General features: G+C 72.3%; 21 protein-coding genes. 9 read left to right on the top strand and 12 right to left on the bottom strand.

Translation table 11 applies throughout. From position 1 onward, the window contains the following. The 3 genes from ACFW9D_RS22155 to ACFW9D_RS22145 form a co-directional block, all read right to left on the bottom strand. A partial coding sequence (locus ACFW9D_RS22155) for an alpha-amylase family glycosyl hydrolase (protein ID WP_384624088.1) occupies positions 1 to 854 on the bottom strand: 854 nt, incomplete at its 3' end. A 19-nt stretch (positions 855 to 873) separates the two neighbouring features. Continuing rightward, positions 874 to 2,874: an alpha-1,4-glucan--maltose-1-phosphate maltosyltransferase gene (locus tag ACFW9D_RS22150; protein WP_384624086.1), complete on the bottom strand. Its 2,001-nt coding sequence runs from the start codon at positions 2,872 to 2,874 to the stop codon at positions 874 to 876. A 70-nt stretch (positions 2,875 to 2,944) separates the two neighbouring features. Beyond that, complete coding sequence (locus tag ACFW9D_RS22145; protein WP_188341160.1) at positions 2,945 to 3,187, bottom strand: DUF5133 domain-containing protein; 243 nt, start codon at positions 3,185 to 3,187, stop codon at positions 2,945 to 2,947. 331 nt (positions 3,188 to 3,518) lie between these two features. On the opposite strand from ACFW9D_RS22145, the gene ACFW9D_RS22140 reads away from it, so the two are divergent. Continuing rightward, positions 3,519 to 3,938, top strand: a complete 420-nt coding sequence (locus ACFW9D_RS22140) for a pep a2 (RefSeq protein ID WP_188335501.1) — start codon at positions 3,519 to 3,521, stop codon at positions 3,936 to 3,938. A 20-nt stretch (positions 3,939 to 3,958) separates the two neighbouring features. Next, entirely contained in the window at positions 3,959 to 6,073 is a 2,115-nt protein-coding gene (gene glgX, locus ACFW9D_RS22135) for a glycogen debranching protein GlgX (protein ID WP_384624084.1), read from the top strand. 9 nt (positions 6,074 to 6,082) lie between these two features. On the opposite strand, the gene ACFW9D_RS22130 is transcribed toward glgX, so the two are convergent. Continuing rightward, positions 6,083 to 6,886 carry a VOC family protein gene (locus ACFW9D_RS22130; protein ID WP_384624082.1) on the bottom strand — a complete coding sequence of 268 codons (804 nt, stop codon included), beginning with the start codon at positions 6,884 to 6,886 and terminating at the stop codon, positions 6,083 to 6,085. 251 nt (positions 6,887 to 7,137) lie between these two features. On the opposite strand from ACFW9D_RS22130, the gene ACFW9D_RS22125 reads away from it, so the two are divergent. Further along, positions 7,138 to 7,953 (top strand): SigB/SigF/SigG family RNA polymerase sigma factor, encoded by an 816-nt coding sequence (locus ACFW9D_RS22125; protein WP_384624080.1) that lies wholly within the window; start codon positions 7,138 to 7,140, stop codon positions 7,951 to 7,953. 44 nt (positions 7,954 to 7,997) lie between these two features. Next, the gene (locus tag ACFW9D_RS22120) at positions 7,998 to 8,792 is read left to right on the top strand and encodes a SigB/SigF/SigG family RNA polymerase sigma factor (RefSeq protein WP_384624078.1); all 795 of its coding nucleotides are present in this window, start codon (positions 7,998 to 8,000) and stop codon (positions 8,790 to 8,792) included. A 23-nt stretch (positions 8,793 to 8,815) separates the two neighbouring features. Here ACFW9D_RS22120 and ACFW9D_RS22115 read toward each other — a convergent pair whose 3' ends face one another. Further along, entirely contained in the window at positions 8,816 to 9,193 is a 378-nt protein-coding gene (locus ACFW9D_RS22115) for a hypothetical protein (RefSeq protein WP_384624076.1), read from the bottom strand. 132 nt (positions 9,194 to 9,325) lie between these two features. Here ACFW9D_RS22115 and ACFW9D_RS22110 point away from each other — a divergent pair, with 132 nt between their 5' ends. Further along, positions 9,326 to 9,898 (top strand): cysteine hydrolase family protein, encoded by a 573-nt coding sequence (locus ACFW9D_RS22110; protein WP_384624074.1) that lies wholly within the window; start codon positions 9,326 to 9,328, stop codon positions 9,896 to 9,898. A 10-nt stretch (positions 9,899 to 9,908) separates the two neighbouring features. Beyond that, a complete protein-coding gene (locus tag ACFW9D_RS22105) occupies positions 9,909 to 10,868 on the top strand; it encodes a TIGR03557 family F420-dependent LLM class oxidoreductase (RefSeq protein ID WP_384624072.1) in 960 nt (319 codons plus the stop codon). A gap of 4 nt (positions 10,869 to 10,872) precedes the next feature. Here the strand turns inward: ACFW9D_RS22105 and ACFW9D_RS22100 are convergent, their stop codons facing one another. From ACFW9D_RS22100 to ACFW9D_RS22070, 7 genes are all read right to left on the bottom strand, one after another. Continuing rightward, positions 10,873 to 11,538: an HAD family hydrolase gene (locus tag ACFW9D_RS22100; protein WP_188335494.1), complete on the bottom strand. Its 666-nt coding sequence runs from the start codon at positions 11,536 to 11,538 to the stop codon at positions 10,873 to 10,875. After that, entirely contained in the window at positions 11,538 to 12,569 is a 1,032-nt protein-coding gene (locus ACFW9D_RS22095; RefSeq protein WP_384624070.1) for an iron-containing redox enzyme family protein, read from the bottom strand. Before ACFW9D_RS22095 ends, ACFW9D_RS22100 begins: the two co-directional genes overlap by 1 nt. Then, on the bottom strand, positions 12,566 to 12,799 hold the full coding sequence (locus ACFW9D_RS22090) for a CDGSH iron-sulfur domain-containing protein (protein WP_188335493.1): 234 nt from the start codon (positions 12,797 to 12,799) through the stop codon (positions 12,566 to 12,568). Before ACFW9D_RS22090 ends, ACFW9D_RS22095 begins: the two co-directional genes overlap by 4 nt. Next, complete coding sequence (locus ACFW9D_RS22085) at positions 12,783 to 13,439, bottom strand: HemK2/MTQ2 family protein methyltransferase (protein ID WP_384624068.1); 657 nt, start codon at positions 13,437 to 13,439, stop codon at positions 12,783 to 12,785. The genes ACFW9D_RS22090 and ACFW9D_RS22085 overlap by 17 nt, the downstream gene beginning before the upstream one ends. After that, a complete protein-coding gene (locus tag ACFW9D_RS22080; RefSeq protein WP_188335491.1) occupies positions 13,436 to 13,615 on the bottom strand; it encodes a hypothetical protein in 180 nt (59 codons plus the stop codon). Before ACFW9D_RS22080 ends, ACFW9D_RS22085 begins: the two co-directional genes overlap by 4 nt. 143 nt (positions 13,616 to 13,758) lie before the next feature. Then, entirely contained in the window at positions 13,759 to 14,976 is a 1,218-nt protein-coding gene (locus ACFW9D_RS22075) for a cytochrome P450 (protein WP_384624065.1), read from the bottom strand. A gap of 49 nt (positions 14,977 to 15,025) precedes the next feature. Continuing rightward, positions 15,026 to 15,352 (bottom strand): plasmid stabilization protein, encoded by a 327-nt coding sequence (locus ACFW9D_RS22070; RefSeq protein ID WP_188335489.1) that lies wholly within the window; start codon positions 15,350 to 15,352, stop codon positions 15,026 to 15,028. A gap of 139 nt (positions 15,353 to 15,491) precedes the next feature. Here ACFW9D_RS22070 and ACFW9D_RS22065 point away from each other — a divergent pair, with 139 nt between their 5' ends. From ACFW9D_RS22065 to ACFW9D_RS22055, 3 genes are all read left to right on the top strand, one after another. Then, the gene (locus ACFW9D_RS22065; RefSeq protein ID WP_384624063.1) at positions 15,492 to 16,202 is read left to right on the top strand and encodes a DNA polymerase ligase N-terminal domain-containing protein; all 711 of its coding nucleotides are present in this window, start codon (positions 15,492 to 15,494) and stop codon (positions 16,200 to 16,202) included. Beyond that, positions 16,199 to 16,333, top strand: a complete 135-nt coding sequence (locus ACFW9D_RS22060) for a hypothetical protein (protein ID WP_384624062.1) — start codon at positions 16,199 to 16,201, stop codon at positions 16,331 to 16,333. Before ACFW9D_RS22065 ends, ACFW9D_RS22060 begins: the two co-directional genes overlap by 4 nt. After that, a partial coding sequence (locus tag ACFW9D_RS22055; protein ID WP_384624060.1) for a hypothetical protein occupies positions 16,330 to 16,976 on the top strand: 647 nt, incomplete at its 3' end. The genes ACFW9D_RS22060 and ACFW9D_RS22055, both read left to right, overlap by 4 nt.

Here is a 16,976-nt window from a genome sequence, read left to right as displayed (position 1 = left end):
GCCATGTGGCATTCGTCGCCGCCGGAGCGGTAGTCGCCGAAGTAGTCGACGACGTCCTCGGGCCACTGGTTCGCCTCGGCCAGCAGCACCGTGTCGGGATAGTGGGCGTCGATCTCGGCCCGGACCCGCTTGAGGAAGGCGTGGGATGCGGGCAGGTTCTCGCAGTCGGTGCCCTCTTCCGCGTACAGGTACGGCACCGCGTCCAGGCGGTAGCCGTCGATGCCGAGGTCCAGCCAGAAGCGCAGCGCCGCCAGGATCTCCTCCTGCACACGCGGGTTCTCGTAGTTGAGGTCCGGCTGGTGGGAGAAGAAGCGGTGGAAGTAGTACTGGCCCCGCACCGGGTCGTACGTCCAGTTGGAGGCCTCGGTGTCGACGAAGATGATCCGGGCGTCCGCGTAGCCGCTGTCGTCGTCGGCCCACACGTAGTAGTCGCCGTAGGGACCGTCGGGGTTCTTGCGCGACTCCTCGAACCACATGTGCTGGTCGCTGGTGTGGTTCATGACGAAGTCGATGATCACGCGGATGCCGCGCTGGTGCGCCGCGTCGACGAACTGCACGAAGTCCGCCAGGTCGCCGAACTCCGGCAGCACCGACGTGTAGTCGGAGACGTCGTAACCCCCGTCCTTCAGCGGAGACTTGAAGAACGGAGGCAGCCAGAGGCAGTCAACACCGAGCCACTGCAGATAGTCGAGTTTCGCGGTGATGCCCTTCAGGTCGCCGACGCCGTCGCCGTTGCTGTCCTGGAAGGAGCGGACGAGGACCTCGTAGAACACCGCGCGTTTGAACCAGTCGGGGTCGCGGTCCTTGGCCGGCGTGTCCTCGAAGGTGTCGGGAACGGGCTCGTTCATGAACATCATGCGGGTGACCCTCCGGTCAGTGGTGCGGACGGTCGCCGACCGCGAGGACGTGCGCGGGCGCGCGGCCCGGTTCGAGGCGCACGTACGCGGACCGGCCCCAGTGGTAGGTCTCGCCGGTCAGTTCGTCCCGTACGGGGACGGTGGCGTCCGGGGCGAGTCCCAGGTGACGCATGTCCAGGGAGACCGTGGCCTCCTGGGTGTGGTGCGGGTCCAGGTTCACGACGACCAGGACCGTGTCGTCGCCCTCGCGCTTGCTGTAGACGAGCACCGCGTCGTTGTCGGCTTCGTGGAAGCGGAGGTTCCTGAGGAAGCGCAGCGCCGGATGGGCCCGCCGGATCTCGTTGAGCCGGGTGATCAGCGGAGCGATCGTGCGGCCCTCCCGCTCGGCCGACTCCCAGTCCCGGGGCCGCAGTTCGTACTTCTCCGAGTGCAGGTACTCCTCGCTGCCGGGCCGCACCGCGGTGTTCTCGCACAGCTCGAACCCGGCGTACACGCCCCAGCTCGGTGCCAGCGTCGCCGCCAGCACGGCCCGGGCCTCGAACGCGGGGCGCCCGCCCTCCTGGAGGTGGCCGGGCAGGATGTCCGGCGTGTTCACGAAGAAGTTCGGCCGCAGGAAGGCGGCGGTCTCGGTGGAGAGTTCGGTCAGATACTCGGTCAGCTCCCGCTTCGTCTCCCGCCACGTGAAGTACGTGTACGACTGCTGGAAGCCGGCCTGCGCCAGCGCCCGCATCACGGGAGGCCGGGTGAAGGCCTCCGCGAGGAAGACGACGTCCGGGTCCGTGCCGTTGATGTCGGCGAGCACCGCGTCCCAGAACGCCACCGGCTTCGTGTGCGGGTTGTCGACCCGGAAGATGCGTACCCCGTGCGCCATCCAGTGCCGCAGCAGGCACACCGTCTCGGCGACGATCCCGGGCAGGTCCCGGTCGAAGGCGATCGGATAGACGTCCTGGTACTTCTTGGGCGGGTTCTCCGCGTACGCGATCGTCCCGTCGGCGCGATGGGTGAACCACTCCGGGTGTTTCTCCACCCAGGGGTGGTCGGGGGAGCACTGGAGCGCGAAGTCGAGGGCGATCTCCAGGCCCAGCTCGCGGGCCTTCGCGACGAACGCGTCGAAGTCGTCGAGCGTGCCCAGGTCCGGATGGATCGCGTCGTGACCGCCCTCCGGGGAGCCGATCGCCCAGGGGACGCCGACGTCGTGCGGGCCGGGGGTCAGGGAGTTGTCCGGACCCTTGCGGAACGTCGTGCCGATGGGGTGGACGGGCGGGAGGTAGACGACGTCGAAGCCCATCGCGGCGATCGCGGGCAGCCGCTCGGCCGCCGTCGCGAACGTGCCGCTGACCGGCGGCCTGCCGGGCTCGACGACCGCGCCCTCGGAGCGCGGGAAGAACTCGTACCAGGACCCGTACAGGGCCCGCTCCCGCTCCACCAGCAGCGGCAGGGCGGGGGAGCGGGTGATCCGCTCGCGCAGGGGATACCGCGCGAGGACGGCCGCCACCTCCGGAGTCAGCGCGGCCCCGAGCCGTTCGGCCGGGGTCCGCTCCTCGTCCTGCAGGGCCTCCGCGGCGGCCAGCAGCACCCGGCGCTCCGCCCCCGGCGGAACACCCAGCGCCGCCCGCCCGTACAGGAGAGCGCCCTCCTCCAGCATCAGCCCGCTGTCGATACCGGCCGGGACCTTGACCTCGGCGGCCCGCCGCCAGTCGGTCACCGGATCCGTCCAGGCCTCCACGCGGTACGTCCAGCGGCCCTCGGCGTCCGGGGTGACCTCCGCGGACCAGCGGTCGGTGCCGGGGGACAGCTCGCGCATCGGGGTCCAGGGACCCGCGCGGCCGTCCGGACCGCGCAGCACGACATCGGCGCCGACCGCGGTCCCCGCCTCGGCGAACACGGTGGCGGTGACCTCGAAGGTCTCGCCGGGTACCGCCTTCGCCGGGCGCCGGCCACAGTCGACGAGCGGCTGGACGTCCCGTACCAGCACGCTGGCGGTCAGTACGGAGCCTTCTGCCAAGGCTGACAACATCGGTTTCTCCTCGCCGGTCCTGCGTGGGGCCAAGGACGCGGATTCATCGACGCGGATGCTTGGGTGCGGATCACAAAGGCGCGTTCACGGGACCCGGCCGCGCGGGCCGGACGGTGCCGTGACGCAGGTACTGCTCGGCGGCGTCGGCGGCCGTCCGGGCCTGGCACTCGCCCATCAGCACGCACAAGGTGTACGCACTGTCCTCGAAGCGCATGCGGATGGCCCGGTCGGCGGGGTGGGCGAGCGTGAGCCGTTCCCACGCCCGGTAGTACCTCAGATGACGCGCGACCTCGGTTTTGGCGGGCATGATCACCACGGGGGTCACCATTCTTGTCGGGGCGTGCTCCCCGCACGTGGCTCAATGCCGAACCGTGGCGCGCGCGAACCGGGGGTCGGTCCACGCGGAAGGGAGTTCGCCTCACTCATAGTGCATGCGCGAACACCCTGCGTCCTGTTGGGGATTCAACGACGCGCGTCTGGGGATTCGGCGACGCGTGGGGCGGGCGTGGTTCCTGTTGCGCGCCGGCGGTGGTCCTCCCAGGCTGGAGTGACCCAGGAGCGACTGCTGCTCACGCTCCGTGTCCGGGACCCCGTGCCGCTGCCGGTGCGACGGGCAGCAGGCTTCGCCGAGAGGAGCCAGAACCATGGAACCCACGCTCTCCCGCCACTACCACCTCGACGTGGAGGTCGGCCCGGAGCAGATCGGGCAGGTCGAGCGCATTCTCGCCGCACATCTACGGCACTGGGGGCTGCGCACGCTCGCGGACCCCGTGTGCCACTGCACCCGGATGCTGCTCCAGGACATCGAGGACCACGGCGCCGACAAGACGGCCGTCGTCGAGATGTGGTGGACCGGGCAGCACCTCGTCACCGCGGTCTCGGACCGCAACCGCGACATCGCCGCGCCGCAGGACCGGCGCCAGGACCGGCTGAGCCGGATCGCCGAGTGGAGCGACGGCTGGGGCAGCTACCCCGCGCCCACCGGCAAGACCGTCTGGTTCACCTGCCGGGTGCGGCTGCCCGAGGCCGAACCGCTCGCGGCCGCGGTACCCGTGCCCGGCTGAACACCGCAGGAGGCAGGCGCTTGGAGATCTGGACCGGCAGCCCGTTCCCCCTGGGCGCCACACCTGATGGCGAAGGAACCAACTTCGCCCTGTTCAGCGAGGTCGCCGAACGGGTCGACCTCGTCCTGATCGACGACGACGGCACCTCCCGCACCGTCCCGCTCACCGAGGTCGACGGCTTCGTGTGGCACTGCCGGATCCCGGGGGTCGGCCCAGGTCAGCGCTACGGCTACCGGGTGTACGGCCCCTGGGACCCGGCGGCGGGCCACCGCTGCAACCCCGCCAAGCTGCTCCTCGACCCCTACGCGCGGGCGATGGAGGGGGCCACCGACAACGACCCCGCGCTCTTCGAGCGGGCCCCGGACGGCCCCGAGCCGGCGGACAGCGCCCCGCACACTCTGGTCTCGGTCGTCACCGACCCCTCGTTCGACTGGGGCGACGACAAGCCGCCCCGCCGGCCGTACGCCGAGACCGTCGTCTACGAGGCCCATGTGCGCGGTCTGACCCGTACCCACCCCGACGTGCCGCCGGCGCTGCGCGGCACGTACGCGGGGCTCGCGACGGAACCCGTCATCGCGCACCTCACCTCGCTGGGCGTGACCGCCGTCGAGCTGATGCCCGTCCACCAGTACATCCACGACGGGTTCCTCGTCGACCGCGGTCTGACCAACTACTGGGGCTACACCTCGATCGGCTTCTTCGCCCCCCACAACGCCTACGCGGCGCACCCCGCCCTCGGCGAGCAGGTCCCCGAGTTCAAGGCCATGGTCAAGGCGCTGCACCGGGCCGGCCTCGAAGTGATCCTCGACGTCGTCTACAACCACACCGCCGAGGGCAACGAGAACGGGCCGACGCTCGCCTTCCGCGGCATCGACAACGCCTCGTACTACCGTTTGCACCCCGACGACCCGGCCCGCTACTTCGACACCACGGGCACCGGCAACAGCCTCCTGATGCACCACCCGAACGTCCTCCAGCTCGTCATGGACTCGCTGCGGTACTGGGTCACCGAGATGCACGTGGACGGCTTCCGCTTCGACCTCGCGGCCACCCTCGCCCGCCAGTTCCACGACGTGGACCGGCTGTCCGCGTTCTTCGACCTCGTCCAGCAGGACCCCGTCGTCGGCCGCGTCAAACTGATCGCCGAGCCCTGGGACGTCGGCGACGGCGGCTACCAGGTCGGGAACTTCCCTCCGCTGTGGTCGGAGTGGAACGGCAAGTACCGCGACTCCGTACGCGACTTCTGGCGCGGCGCCGACCACACCATCGCCGAGTTCGCCTCCCGGCTGACCGGCTCCTCCGACCTCTACCAGCACGACCGCCGGCGCCCGCGCGCCAGCGTCAACTTCGTCACCGCGCACGACGGATTCACCCTGCGCGACCTCGTCTCCTACGACACCAAGCACAACGAGGCCAACGGCGAGGACGGCCGGGACGGGGAGAACACGAACCGGTCCTGGAACTGCGGCGTCGAAGGCCCCACCACCGACCCCGCGATCCTCGAACTCCGCGCGCGCCAGCAGCGCAACTTCCTGGCCACCCTCATGTGTTCGCAGGGCATCCCGATGCTCGCGCACGGTGACGAGCTCGGCCGCACCCAGCAGGGCAACAACAACGCCTACTGCCAGGACAGCGAGCTCTCCTGGATCGACTGGAACCTCACCGGCGAACAGCGGCGGCTGATCGACTTCACCCGCCGCGTCATCCGGCTGCGGACCGAGCACCCGGTGCTGCGCAGACGCCGCTTCTTCCGCGGCGACACCCCCACCCGCGCCGCACAGCCCCTGCCCGACCTGGTGTGGCTGCGCCCCGACGCGCGCGAGATGACCGACGAGGACTGGCGGCGGCCCGACGCCCACGCCCTCGGAGTCTTCCTCAACGGCGACGCCATCGCCGAACCCGACGCCCGCGGCCGCCGCGTCGTGGACGACTCCTTCCTGCTGCTCATGAACAGCTACCGGGAGCCCGTCGCCTTCGACCTGCCCGGCACCGAGTACGGCGAACGCTGGACCACCCGGATCGACACCACGGACGCCGGGGGCGACGCGGACGAGACCGAGCACAAGGCCGCGAGCCGGATCCTCCTCGCGCCCTACAGCCTGCTCCTGCTCTCCCGGCCCGCCCGCACCGCCTGAGCGCGGGGCTCAGCCCGCCGGCCGCGCGTACACAACGAAACGGGCGCCGTCCGGATCGCTCAGCGTGATCTCCGGACGACCCGCCGCCCGCGCCAGGACCGAGCCGCCGTGGTCGAGCGCGGCACGGGCGCAGGCCTCCACGTCCTCGACCGCGAAGTGGATCTGCCAGCGCGGCCGGATCGCCGGATCCGGCGCCGACTCCACCGCGCCCGAGTGGATGCGGGCCACGACCTCGCCCTCGCTGCGCAGGACGACGCTCTCGTCCTCGTAACAGGCCTCGCAGCACCCCTCCGCCTCGGAGGCCCAGCCGAGGACCTCCGCGTAGAACATGGCGGCGTCGAACGCGTTGCGCGTGTGGAGCTCCATGAAGGCCGGGGCGGCGGCGCGCCACTTCTCCCAGCCGGTGACCAGCTCGCCCTCCCAGATGCCGAAGACGGCCCCGTCGCGGTCGGCGAGCAGCGCCGCCCGCCCGGGCGGGAAGGAGATCGGGCCCAGGGCCGTCGTGCCGCCCCGCTCGTAGCCGCGGGACACCGCACGGTCCGCGTCGTCCGTGGCGAAGAACGGCGTCCACGCGAAAGCCGTGTCCCCCATGCTCTGAACGGCTGACACACCGGCCACCGGCACCCCGTCCACGCTCGCGAACCGGTAGCGATCGCCCAGTTTGCCGACCCGCCACTGCCAGCCGAGGACGGCGGTGTAGAAGGACTGGACAGCCTCCAGATCGCGGGTGGTCAGACTGACCCAGCACGGGGCACCGATCACCGCGTGACTCGACAGGGTTCCGCCGTCGACGGCTGCGCTCTGGCTGTTCATCTTCGTACCGTTCCGGGGTGAGGCCCCCCTCGGACCCATCCTTGCACCTTCCAAAAGGCTTGCGCGTTCCGCGTTGGCCAAATCGGTCCGTTCGGACGGACAATGGTGGGGTACCCGTACGTCGATGCTTTGGAGCGAAGGCATCTTCCGCGAGCGGCGCGGCCGCCCCCGGGGAGATGACGCTCCTCGGAGCGACGCGTACGTGCTTCTCGCGAATCCAGCTCAACGAATTCGTTGAGGAGCGATTTCTCATGCTCACCGAAAGGATCGACCGGGCGCGGTCGCGAGGCCGTACCCGCCGCCGTCACGACGACGCTCCCGACACGTCGGCACTGTTCGCGCGGATGGCCGGGCTCGAGCCCGGCGCCGAGCGCGATCTGCTGTGCGAGGAGGCCGTGACGGCCTGGCTGCCGATGGCGCACCGCATCGCGCGCCGCTTCCGCGACAAGGGCGAGAGCCTGGAGGACCTCCAGCAGATCGCCGCGCTCGGCCTGCTCAAGGCCGTGAACCGCTACGACCCCGCGCTCGGCGCGTTCGAGTCGTACGCGGTGCCCACCATCACCGGCGAACTGCGCCGCCACTTCCGCGACCACCTGTGGGACCTGCACGTACCGCGCCGGGTCCAGGACCTGCGCAACGCGGTCCGTGCCGCGCGCCGCGCCCTGACGCAGCAGCCCGGCGGGCAGCAGCCGAGCGTGGCGGAGATCGCCGCAGAGGCCGGTCTGACCGAGGACGAGGTCCGCGAGGGCCTGTCCGCGATGGACAGCTACCAGGCACGCTCGCTCGACGCGGAGATGTCCTTCTCCGACGGCGGCGGCTGCACCATCGCCGACACACTCGGCGAACCCGAGCCGGCGTACGACCGCGTCGCCGAGCGCGAAGCGGCCAAGGAAGGCCTCAGCCGTCTGCCCGAGCGCGAACGCACGATTCTCTATCTGCGTTTCTTCCGGGACATGACGCAGATACGGATAGCCGACCTGCTCGGCATTTCGCAGATGCACGTGTCGCGCCTCATCCGGGAAAGCTGCGCCCGGGTCCGCAGAGAAGCCGGCGAAATGCCCGCCTGACCCTTCACCGAAACGACGAGCCACGCCGAGGAGAGACCCTCTTTATGGCCACTCACCGTGTGCACGACGACGCGCCCGACACCGAACAGGCGTTCCTCCGCCTCGCCGACAGCCCGCGGGGACCCGAACACGACGTGCTGAGCGAGGAACTGGTGGAGGCATGGCTGCCCATGGCCCACCGCCTCGCCCGGCGCTTCAGGAACAAGGGAGAAAGCGTCGAGGACCTCCAGCAGGTGGCGGCCGTCGGCCTCGTGAAGGCCGTCGACCGCTACGACCCCGGGCAGGGCCCCTTCGAACCCTTCGCCGTGCCCACCATCACCGGGGAACTGCGCCGCCACTTCCGCGACCACACGTGGGACGTCCGCGTCCCGCGCCGCGTCCAGGACCTGCGCAACCGGGTCCGCTTCGCCCGCCGCGACCTCATGAACCGGGCCGGGCACCCCGACAAGGAGCCCGGCGCCGAGGAGATCGCGCGCGAGACGGGGCTGACCCCGGACGAGGTACGGGAGGGCCTGGAGGCGCTGAACAGCTACCGCAGCCTGTCCCTCGAAGCCGAGATGGGTCCCTCCGACGACGGCTACAGCCTCGCCGACAGCCTGGGCGCGCCCGACCCCGGCTTCGACCTCGTCGCCGACCGCGAAGCCGCCAAGGACGGCCTGCGACTCCTGCCCGAACGTGAGCGCACCATCCTCTACCTGCGCTTCTTCGAGGACATGACGCAGGCGCGCATCGGTGAGGAGCTCGGCATCTCGCAGATGCACGTCTCGCGGCTCATCAGCCGCAGCTGCGCGCGGATCCGTGACAGCGCTCACCGCGCCCCGCAGCCGCAGGCCGCGTGAGCGCGCCGGACCCACCCGGCCGCTCAGCGCGCGGTGAGCCGGAACTGGCAGTCGCGTTCCTGGTCACCGGAGACCGACCCCGTGTCCTCCACCGTGAAGGCCTGCGCCAGGACGTCACGCAGCGCCTGCACGCCGTGCGGCGAGCCCTGTGCGTTCAGCGCCACCGACCCGTCGAGGGCGGCGGCCCGGGCGTCGGAACCGGCCTCGGGCGGCCCGGCCTCCGGGTCGACCTCGGCGGTCCACACCGTCGGGTGGGCCGGGGCGTGGGAGCCGCCGCCGGCCGGCGCGGGGGTGGGCCCGGGCGCGCCGGCCAGCACCCCGAGATGGGACAGGACGCGGTGCGCGTCGTCATCCGTGCAGTTGCTGAGCATCACGGTGACCAGGTGGTCTTGGAGTGTCATGAGGATCTCCTGCTCGCCTGCGGCCGGGGGCGCCCCCGGCCGATGTCGTCTGCGGAGCCCGGGTTCCCGCGCAGGCGCGGGCCAGTCCCGGCGGCGCGCTTCAGGACCATTGTTCCTGGGTACGCGGGAGCGATGCCAGTCAACGACGGTGCAGCGGCCCTCATCGTGATCGACATGATCAACACGTACGACCACGAGGACGCGGAGCTGCTGCTTCCCTCGGCCCGCAAGATCGTGCCGGTCGTGGCCGAGCTGCTGGCCGCCGCACGGGCCGGCGGTGTGCCCGTCGTGTACGCCAACGACAACTTCGGACAGTGGCGCTCCCACCACGGGGAGATCGTCGAGGCCGCCCTCGCCGGGCGGCACGCGGACCTCGTCGAGCCGATCACGCCCGACGACGACGCGCTGTTCGTCGTGAAGGCACGGCACTCGATCTTCTTCGAGACGCCGCTGTCGTACCTGCTGTGGGAGCTGGACGTGCGGCACGTGACCCTGTGCGGTCAGGTCACCGAACAGTGCGTGCTGTACTCCGCGCTCGACGCCCACATCCGGCACCTGGACGTGACGGTCGTCAGCGACGCCGTCGCCTCCATCCACCCCGAACTTGCCGACGCGGCGCTGGAGATGATGCGAAGGAACATGGGGGCGCGCGTACTCAGGGGGCGGGACATCGCCTTCGCGGGCGACGGGGGCCGAACCACGTGAGGAGCAAGTGATGGCACGCTACGGATACTTCCTGGCGAGCGAGGAGTTCACCCCGGCGGAGCTGCTGGACCAGGCACGGGCCGCCGAACAGGCCGGCTTCGAGTGCCTGGCGATCTCGGACCACTACCACCCCTGGACCGACGCGCAGGGGCAGAGCCCGTTCGTCTGGTCGATGGTCGGCGCGCTCGCCCAGGTGACGTCACTGCCGGTGACCACGTTCGTGACCTGCCCCACCCTCCGTATGCATCCGGCGGTCAACGCCCAGGCGGTCGCCACCTCCGGGGTGCTCACCGGCAACCGCTTCCGGTTCGGCGTCGGCACCGGAGAGGCCCTCAACGAGCACGTCCTCGGGGACGCCTGGCCGGCCGTCGACGTCCGCTTCCAGATGCTCGAAGAGGCCGTGCAGGTCATCCGCGAGCTTCTCACCGGCGACGAGGTCACCCATCGAGGCCGCCACTACACCGTGGAGAACGCCCGCCTCTACACCGTCCCCGACGAGCCCGTGCCCATCCACGTCTCCGGCTTCGGCCCCAAGGCCGCCGCGCTCGCCGGACGCATCGGCGACGGCTTCGTCACGATGACGCCGGACAAGGAACTGGTGGGCCGGTTCCGCCGCTCCGGAGGCGGCCAGAAGCCGGTCCTCGGCGGCCTCAAAGTGTGCTGGGGCACCGACCGGGAGCAGGCCGTCAAGACGGTCCACCGGTTGTGGCCCACCCAGTTCCTGCCCGGCGAACTGGGGCAGGTCCTGCCCAGCCCCGCGCACTTCGAACAGGCCTCCTCGCTCGTCACCGAGCAGGCCGTGGCCGACGGCTCCGTCTGCGGCGACGACGCCGAGGAGCATCTGCGCGCGGTCTCGGCGTACGACGACGCCGGATTCGACGAGGTGTACGTCGGCCAGATCGGCCCGGACCAGCAGGGATTCTTCGACTTCTACCGCAGCGAGGTGCTGCCCGGACTGCGGGGCGCCTGAGGACTCAGGAGCGCCCGAAGGCGCTGCGGTCCAGGTGGCGCAGCAGGTCCGCCGTGTCCGCGTACACCTCCGCGGCGCCCGCCGCCTCCAGCTCGGCGCGGCACACGCCCCCGCTCAGCACCCCGACCGGGGTGACACCGGCCCGGCGCCCCGCCCGCATGTCCCACACCGAGTCGCCGACGAAGACGCTGTCCCCGGGCTCCGCCCCGACGAGGTCGAGCGCGTGCCACACGGGTTCGGGCGCGGGCTTGCCCGCGTCGACGTCGTCGGCGCTCGCGGTCGCGTCGATCGCCTCGTCGGCGTCGAGCGCCGCACGCAGGGCCTCCAGCTCGGGTCCGCTCGCCGAGGTGGCGAGGACGACGGGCCAGCCGTCCTCGTGCAGCCGGCGCAGGACGTCGGCCGCCCCGTCGAACGGTGCGAGGCGCGGGTGCCAGGTGCCGTAGAGGGCCTTGTGGCCGGCGCTGAGGGCCGCGTCCTCGTCCTTGTCCCGGTCCGGGCCGAGGAGATGGGCGAGGAGGTCGGTGGAGCCGAGGCCGATGGCGCCGTGCACCGAGGTCATGGGGACCCGGTGGCCCGCCTGGCGCAGGGACTCCCACCAGCACACGGCGTGCAGGTGATTGGTGTCGACGAGGGTTCCGTCCACGTCGAAGACCGCCGCTCGCGCAGTCATCACGGGGTTCCTTCCGGCAGGGGTTCGAGCAGGGCGCTGTCGCCGCGCCGCCAGTGGCTCAGCAGGTGCGCGGCGAGCCGGTCCTCGAGGAAGCCGGTGGCGCACGCGCCGAAGGCGACGTCACCGTCCAGTGAGGGCTCGGCGCGCAGCAGGCCGCCGACGACGTCGCGCCGGACCACCTGTTCGTGCACGGCGTCGGCCTCCACGTGCTCGTCGTAGAACCGCTGGGCGGCGGGGCCCGCGCCGAGGCGCCGCAGCCCCTCGGCGAGCCGGCGGGACCCGGGGGACGAGGTGATCTCGACCGCCGCGAAGTGGCCCACCAGGGCGCCGCGCAGGCCGCGGTGCAGTCCGAAGAGGGACATGACGTTGACCGGGGCGAGGGCGGCGGCCGGGGCCCGGCCCAGGTAGTGGCCGTACGCGGTCTCCAGGCCGAGGTCCGTCATCAGGTCCGCGTAGAGGCGGGCGTGGACGTCCTCGGGTCGTCCGGCGCCGAACTCGTCGTACTCGACCGCCACCATCGCCGCCTTGGCCCGGCCGTGCAGGCGCGGGACGACCCAGGCGTGCGGGTCGGCCTCCTTGAGGTGGTAGAGCGAGCGCAGCGCGGCGTACTCCCGGAACTGCCGGGCGGTGCCGTCGCGCCGCAGGTGATGGCTCACGCTGTCGGGGTCGTGTCCGGCGGGAGGCTCGGCCTGGAGGTCGTCCAGGACGTCTGCCGCGCTCCCGGGCGGGGCCGCGTCCGCGCGCAGGGCGGCGAGCAGGCACCGTTCGAGCCGCCGTCGTACGGCCAGCAGGCCGGGGTCCCATTCCCGGTCCGGGTCGACGCCCCGGAAACCCTGGTAGTGGAGTTCGTAGAGCACGTAGAGGGCGAGCTGGAGGTCGTCGCCGTAGGGGTCGGCGGCCGCGTCGTCGGGAGGCGGCGGCGTCGGCTCGTCGTGCGTCAGCACCGTCGTCACCCAGTGCGACAACGCTCCGCGGGCGGGCGGCAGTTCAGGTGTGTGGGTGCGGGGCTCCGGTGGCGGGGCGGGCGTCACGACGGGTCCACCGGCCGGGGTGCGGGGGAGTGGCGGCGATGGCTCGTGTCGCACCAGGGGTAGATGCGGCTGCGGCGGCACGTGCAGATCGCCACCTGGAAGCGCCTGGAGGTGTGCACCACGCCGTCGGCGTCGGTCACCTCGACCGGGCCCTCCACGAGCAGCGGACCCGTGCGGTCGGCCCTGATCCGGCACGGGCGGGGCTCACGGGGTTCAGAGGAGTTCGGCACGGATGACCACCAGTTCCTCGGACGCGGCCTCCCGGTCGAGGAGACCGTGCGCGCACAGCCAGTTCCGGCGCCCGCGCAGGACCGGCCCGAACGGCACGAACGCGCGGTCGATCACCGCGCTCTTCATCCCCAGCCCGGCCAGCCGGTCCAGGCTCATCTCCTCGTCGCACAGCGCGGAGTGGACCATGAGGAGGGCGCCGCCGGGGCGGAGCACCCGCGCGGCGGCGTCACAGACACGGTCGACGACGGTGCGCCCGGTCGGGCCCCCGTCCCAGGCCTGTGCGGCGCCCCGGCGGGGCAGCGGCCGGGGCGAGGGGACGTACGGCGGATTGCTGACGGCCAGGTCGAACGGGCCGAGCCCGTGGACCGAGCCGAGATCGCGGTGCCGCACCCGCACCGGGCGGCCGGCCAGGCGCGCGTTGAGGCGCGCCGTCCACACCGCCCGCCACGAGATGTCGACGGCGGTCACCCGGGCGCCCGAGCGGGCCGCCGCCAGGGCAAGGGCTCCCGATCCGGTCCCGAGGTCCAGCACGGTGGAGCGGCGGGCGACGGGCTCGTCGTCCAGGGCCCGGATCAGGAGCGCGGTGTCGTGGCCGGGCCGGTAGACGCCGGGCGCGGCCGGCAGGCGTGAGCGGATCACGGGAACAGGGCGATGCCCACGAGGATCACCAGGATGACGGCGGCGATCAGCAGGACGGTCGCCAGCGTCCCCCGGTGCTTGACCGGACGCGTCGGACCCCCGCCGCGCGGGCGGTCCTCGGGCATCCAGGCATGAGGCGAACGGTGGTAGAACTCCTTGTCGCCGGGATCGACCATGATGTGTCACTCCCTCTCGTGCGGGTGGGGGCTTCGGGGAGGACTACCGGGTTCCCCGCGTGGCCGCCTTGAAGCGGACCGACTCCGTCCGGGTGTACGCGCGACCAGGGGTTCTCCGGTCCCACCCGGCGTGCCGCCGTGTTCTACGGCACGGGCGTCATCACGAACCCGCTGCGCGGCGCCGTGGGCACACGGTTCAGCGGGATGCGCAGATCCTGCTCGGGGACGCGGTAGGGCAGCTCGGCGAGATGCGGGACCAGGGTCTCCAGGACCGTCAGGACGACGTCCTCGCCCGGGCACCGGTGATGGACCGCCGGATCGCCGCCGCCCTGCGGGATCAGCTCGTCCCGTCCGGGCTCGCGGCCGAGGAAGCGGCCGGGATCGAAGGCGTACGGCTCGGGCCACAGCTCCGGGTCGTGGTTCTGCCCGTACAGGTCGAGCAGCACCATGCTGCCCTCGGGGATGTCCTGGCCCTCCCAGCGCAGGTCGGCGGCAGCGATCCCGCCGGCGAACGGGGCGAAGGGGTAGAACCGGCGGACCTCCTGCGCGAAAGCCCGCGCCCAGGCCGCGTCGCCGTCGGCCAGCCGCTTGCCATGCTCGGGCCACCGGTGCAGGGCGTGCGCGGCGAAGGTCAGGAACCAGGCGACGGCCACCGTCGGCCGGAGCACGTTGAGGATCTCGACCGCGGCCGTGTGCGGATCCAGCAGCCGGCCGTCGTCGTCCCGGTGATCGGCGACCGCCCGCAGCACCGACCCCTCGGGCGCCGTGCGGTCACCGTCGCGGACCTCCGTGACCAGGCGGGCGATCCGGTCCTCCTGCCGGCTCCGCGCCCGGCGCGCCCGCAGGTGCCGGGGGCCGACCGAGGCGAAACCGTCCACCATGGCGAGCAGATCGCGGGCCGTTCCCTCCGCCCCGTCGTCCGGGAGCGGCACGCCGGACCAGTCGCAGACGGCACGCGTCAGGAGCAGGCCCGCCTCGTCGAAGAAGACCAGCCGGTCGAGGCCGTCCCAGCGGCGACGTGCCCGGGTCCACTGGTCGGCGAGGTCGGCCGCGAGGCGGTCCAGGCCGCCGCGGTCCTGGAGCAGCGCCGTGAACAGGGCCTTTCGGGCCCGGTGGCGCGCTCCGTCCAGGGTGTGCACGGCGCCCCGGCCGAACAGCGTGTCGAGGACCGGGCCCGGCAGGGCGCCGCGGCGCACGACGTGCCGCTCGTCGTAGAAGAAGCGGACCGCGTCGGGGCCGTGCAGCGCCACGACCTTCTTGCCCAGGAGGCGGCCGGTCACCGGCCGGCCGTCACGGCGACGGCGGCGGTCGGGCAGCCACGCGTAGCCCTCCGCCAACAACGCCAGGGTGCTGTCGAACATCCGGAATCTCCGTTCGCGTGCGAGTGGGTCCGGCCGGGGCCGGACAGGCTCAGCGTCCGAGCGCCCTGGCCAGTTCCCGCTTGTTCATGGACGAGCGCCCCTCGATGCCGCGCTTCCTGGCCTCCTCGTAGAGCTGGTCCTTCGTCGGGCCTCCGGCGCCGCTGTGGGACCGTTCCCCGCCGCGCTGCGACGCGGACTTCTTGTCCTGCGTCGAGACCTTGCTCGCGGTCTTCGACTCCCCGGACCGCGCGCGCTCCTTGTTGACCGTGCGCGCCGCGATCTCCTCGGCCCGCTCGGTCGACTCGCCGCGCTTCTCGGCGCTCTCCTTGATGTGCTCGTACTGGCGTTCCCGCTTGGCGTTGGCACCTCGTGGCATGACGGTCTCCTTTCCGGCCCGCCGAGTACCCCGGTCCACGGAACGGATGCGCAGGCCGGGGCCCCGCCACGCGTGCCGCGGGAGATCACGGGTACCCGGACGCAGGTCCGGCCCGGTGGCCCGCAGGGAGGAGAACGCCGTGACGCAGAAGGACGGCCGCGACAGTCTGCGGGCCTACCGCGACAAGCGGCACTTCGACCGGACCAGCGAACCGCGCGGTGATCAACCGGACCGCGGTGATCGGCCCGGCCGCGGCGAGCGGAAGGACACGACGAGGGCCGAGGGCGACGAGCCGGCGTTCGTGGTGCAGATCCACGACGCGCGCACCATGCACTTCGACTTCCGCCTGGAGGTCGACGGCGTGCTCAAGTCCTGGTCGGTCCCCAAGGGCCCCTCCACCGACCCGCACGACAAGCGGCTCGCCGTCCCCACCGAGGACCACCCGCTCGCCTACCAGGACTTCGAGGGCGTGATCGCCCCCGGCGAGTACGGCGGCGGCACCGTCATGGTCTGGGACCGCGGCACCTACCGCCCCACCAGCCACGACCGGAAGGACCGGCCCGTGCCGTTCGCCGAGGCGCTCGACCACGGCCACGCCACCTTCGAACTGCACGGCGACAAACTGCACGGCCAGTACGCCCTCACCCGCTTCCACAGTCGCGAGGAACGCGAGGGGACGAGCGGCGCGAAACCGACCTGGCTGCTCGTGCGCACCGGAACCGGGCGCGGCGGTGGCGGCACCCCCGACCCGCGCCGGGCCCGCTCGGCGCGCAGCGGCCGCACCCTGCGCCAGATCGCCGAGGCGCCCGACGCCGAGACCTGGGACCCGGACGGCGGCGACACCGGATGAGCGGCCTCCTGGACACCCTGCCGAGCGGACTCGACCGCCTCACGTCCGAGGCGGCCCCGGGCACCGAACTCGCCGCCACCCCGATGCCGGCCATGCTCACCGACATGGTCAGGGAGCGGACGAAGCCATGACGCGAACCACGAACGCCCAGCGGAAGGTGCTGCACGCCCTGCTCGACGAGCACGGCCTGACGTACGCCGCCGAAGCGGGCATCCGCCTCAAGGACACCCCGCAGCCGCTGTACCGCACCCTGGTGCTCGCGACGCTGCTGAGCACCCGTATCCGCGCCTCCGTCGGCGTGGCGACAGCGCGCGCCCTGTACGACGCCGGACTGCGCGACCCGCGCCGCATGGCCGACGCCACCTGGCAGCAGCGCGTCGACGCCCTCGGCGAAGGCGGATACCGCCGCTACGACGAACGCACCGTCACCCAACTCGGCGACGGCGCCCGCCTGTTGCTCGACGACTGCGGCGGAGACCTGCGCAGGCTGCGCGAACGGGCCGACGGCGACGCCGGCGCGCTGCGCGCCTCGCTGCGCCTCACGCCGGGCCTCGGCCCCACCGGAGCCGACATCTTCCTGCGCGAAGTGCAGGACGTATGGCCCGAGTTCGCCCCCTACCTGGACGACAAGACCCTCCAGGGAGCCGAACGCCTCGGCCTCCCCAAGGACCCCGCGGCGGGCGGGCGGGGCGCCCGGGGCCCCCCGCACCCCCCAAAACGCGCGGGGCGGGGGGGGGGCGCGCGGGTCCCGCCCGGGGGGGGGGGGAGGCCCCG

The organism is Streptomyces sp. NPDC059524, assembly GCF_042749255.1.
Lineage (GTDB): Bacteria > Actinomycetota > Actinomycetes > Streptomycetales > Streptomycetaceae > Streptomyces > Streptomyces xanthii.
The sequence above is the reverse complement of the archived record's forward strand: the minus strand, read 5'-3'. Positions and strand labels throughout refer to the sequence as shown.

Bases quoted from the DNA above. Each gene is read 5' to 3' on its own strand.
- ACFW9D_RS22150 (WP_384624086.1), bottom strand. From the start codon at position 2,874: ATGTTGTCAGCCTTGGCAGAAGGCTCCGTACTGACCGCCAGCGTGCTG.
- ACFW9D_RS22140 (WP_188335501.1), top strand. From the start codon at position 3,519: ATGGAACCCACGCTCTCCCGCCACTACCACCTCGACGTGGAGGTCGGC.
- ACFW9D_RS22130 (WP_384624082.1), bottom strand. From the start codon at position 6,886: ATGAACAGCCAGAGCGCAGCCGTCGACGGCGGAACCCTGTCGAGTCAC.
- ACFW9D_RS22125 (WP_384624080.1), top strand. From the start codon at position 7,138: ATGCTCACCGAAAGGATCGACCGGGCGCGGTCGCGAGGCCGTACCCGC.
- ACFW9D_RS22120 (WP_384624078.1), top strand. From the start codon at position 7,998: ATGGCCACTCACCGTGTGCACGACGACGCGCCCGACACCGAACAGGCG.
- ACFW9D_RS22115 (WP_384624076.1), bottom strand. From the start codon at position 9,193: ATGACACTCCAAGACCACCTGGTCACCGTGATGCTCAGCAACTGCACG.
- ACFW9D_RS22110 (WP_384624074.1), top strand. From the start codon at position 9,326: ATGCCAGTCAACGACGGTGCAGCGGCCCTCATCGTGATCGACATGATC.
- ACFW9D_RS22105 (WP_384624072.1), top strand. From the start codon at position 9,909: ATGGCACGCTACGGATACTTCCTGGCGAGCGAGGAGTTCACCCCGGCG.
- ACFW9D_RS22100 (WP_188335494.1), bottom strand. From the start codon at position 11,538: ATGACTGCGCGAGCGGCGGTCTTCGACGTGGACGGAACCCTCGTCGAC.
- ACFW9D_RS22080 (WP_188335491.1), bottom strand. From the start codon at position 13,615: ATGGTCGATCCCGGCGACAAGGAGTTCTACCACCGTTCGCCTCATGCC.
- ACFW9D_RS22075 (WP_384624065.1), bottom strand. From the start codon at position 14,976: ATGTTCGACAGCACCCTGGCGTTGTTGGCGGAGGGCTACGCGTGGCTG.
- ACFW9D_RS22070 (WP_188335489.1), bottom strand. From the start codon at position 15,352: ATGCCACGAGGTGCCAACGCCAAGCGGGAACGCCAGTACGAGCACATC.
- ACFW9D_RS22060 (WP_384624062.1), top strand. From the start codon at position 16,199: ATGAGCGGCCTCCTGGACACCCTGCCGAGCGGACTCGACCGCCTCACG.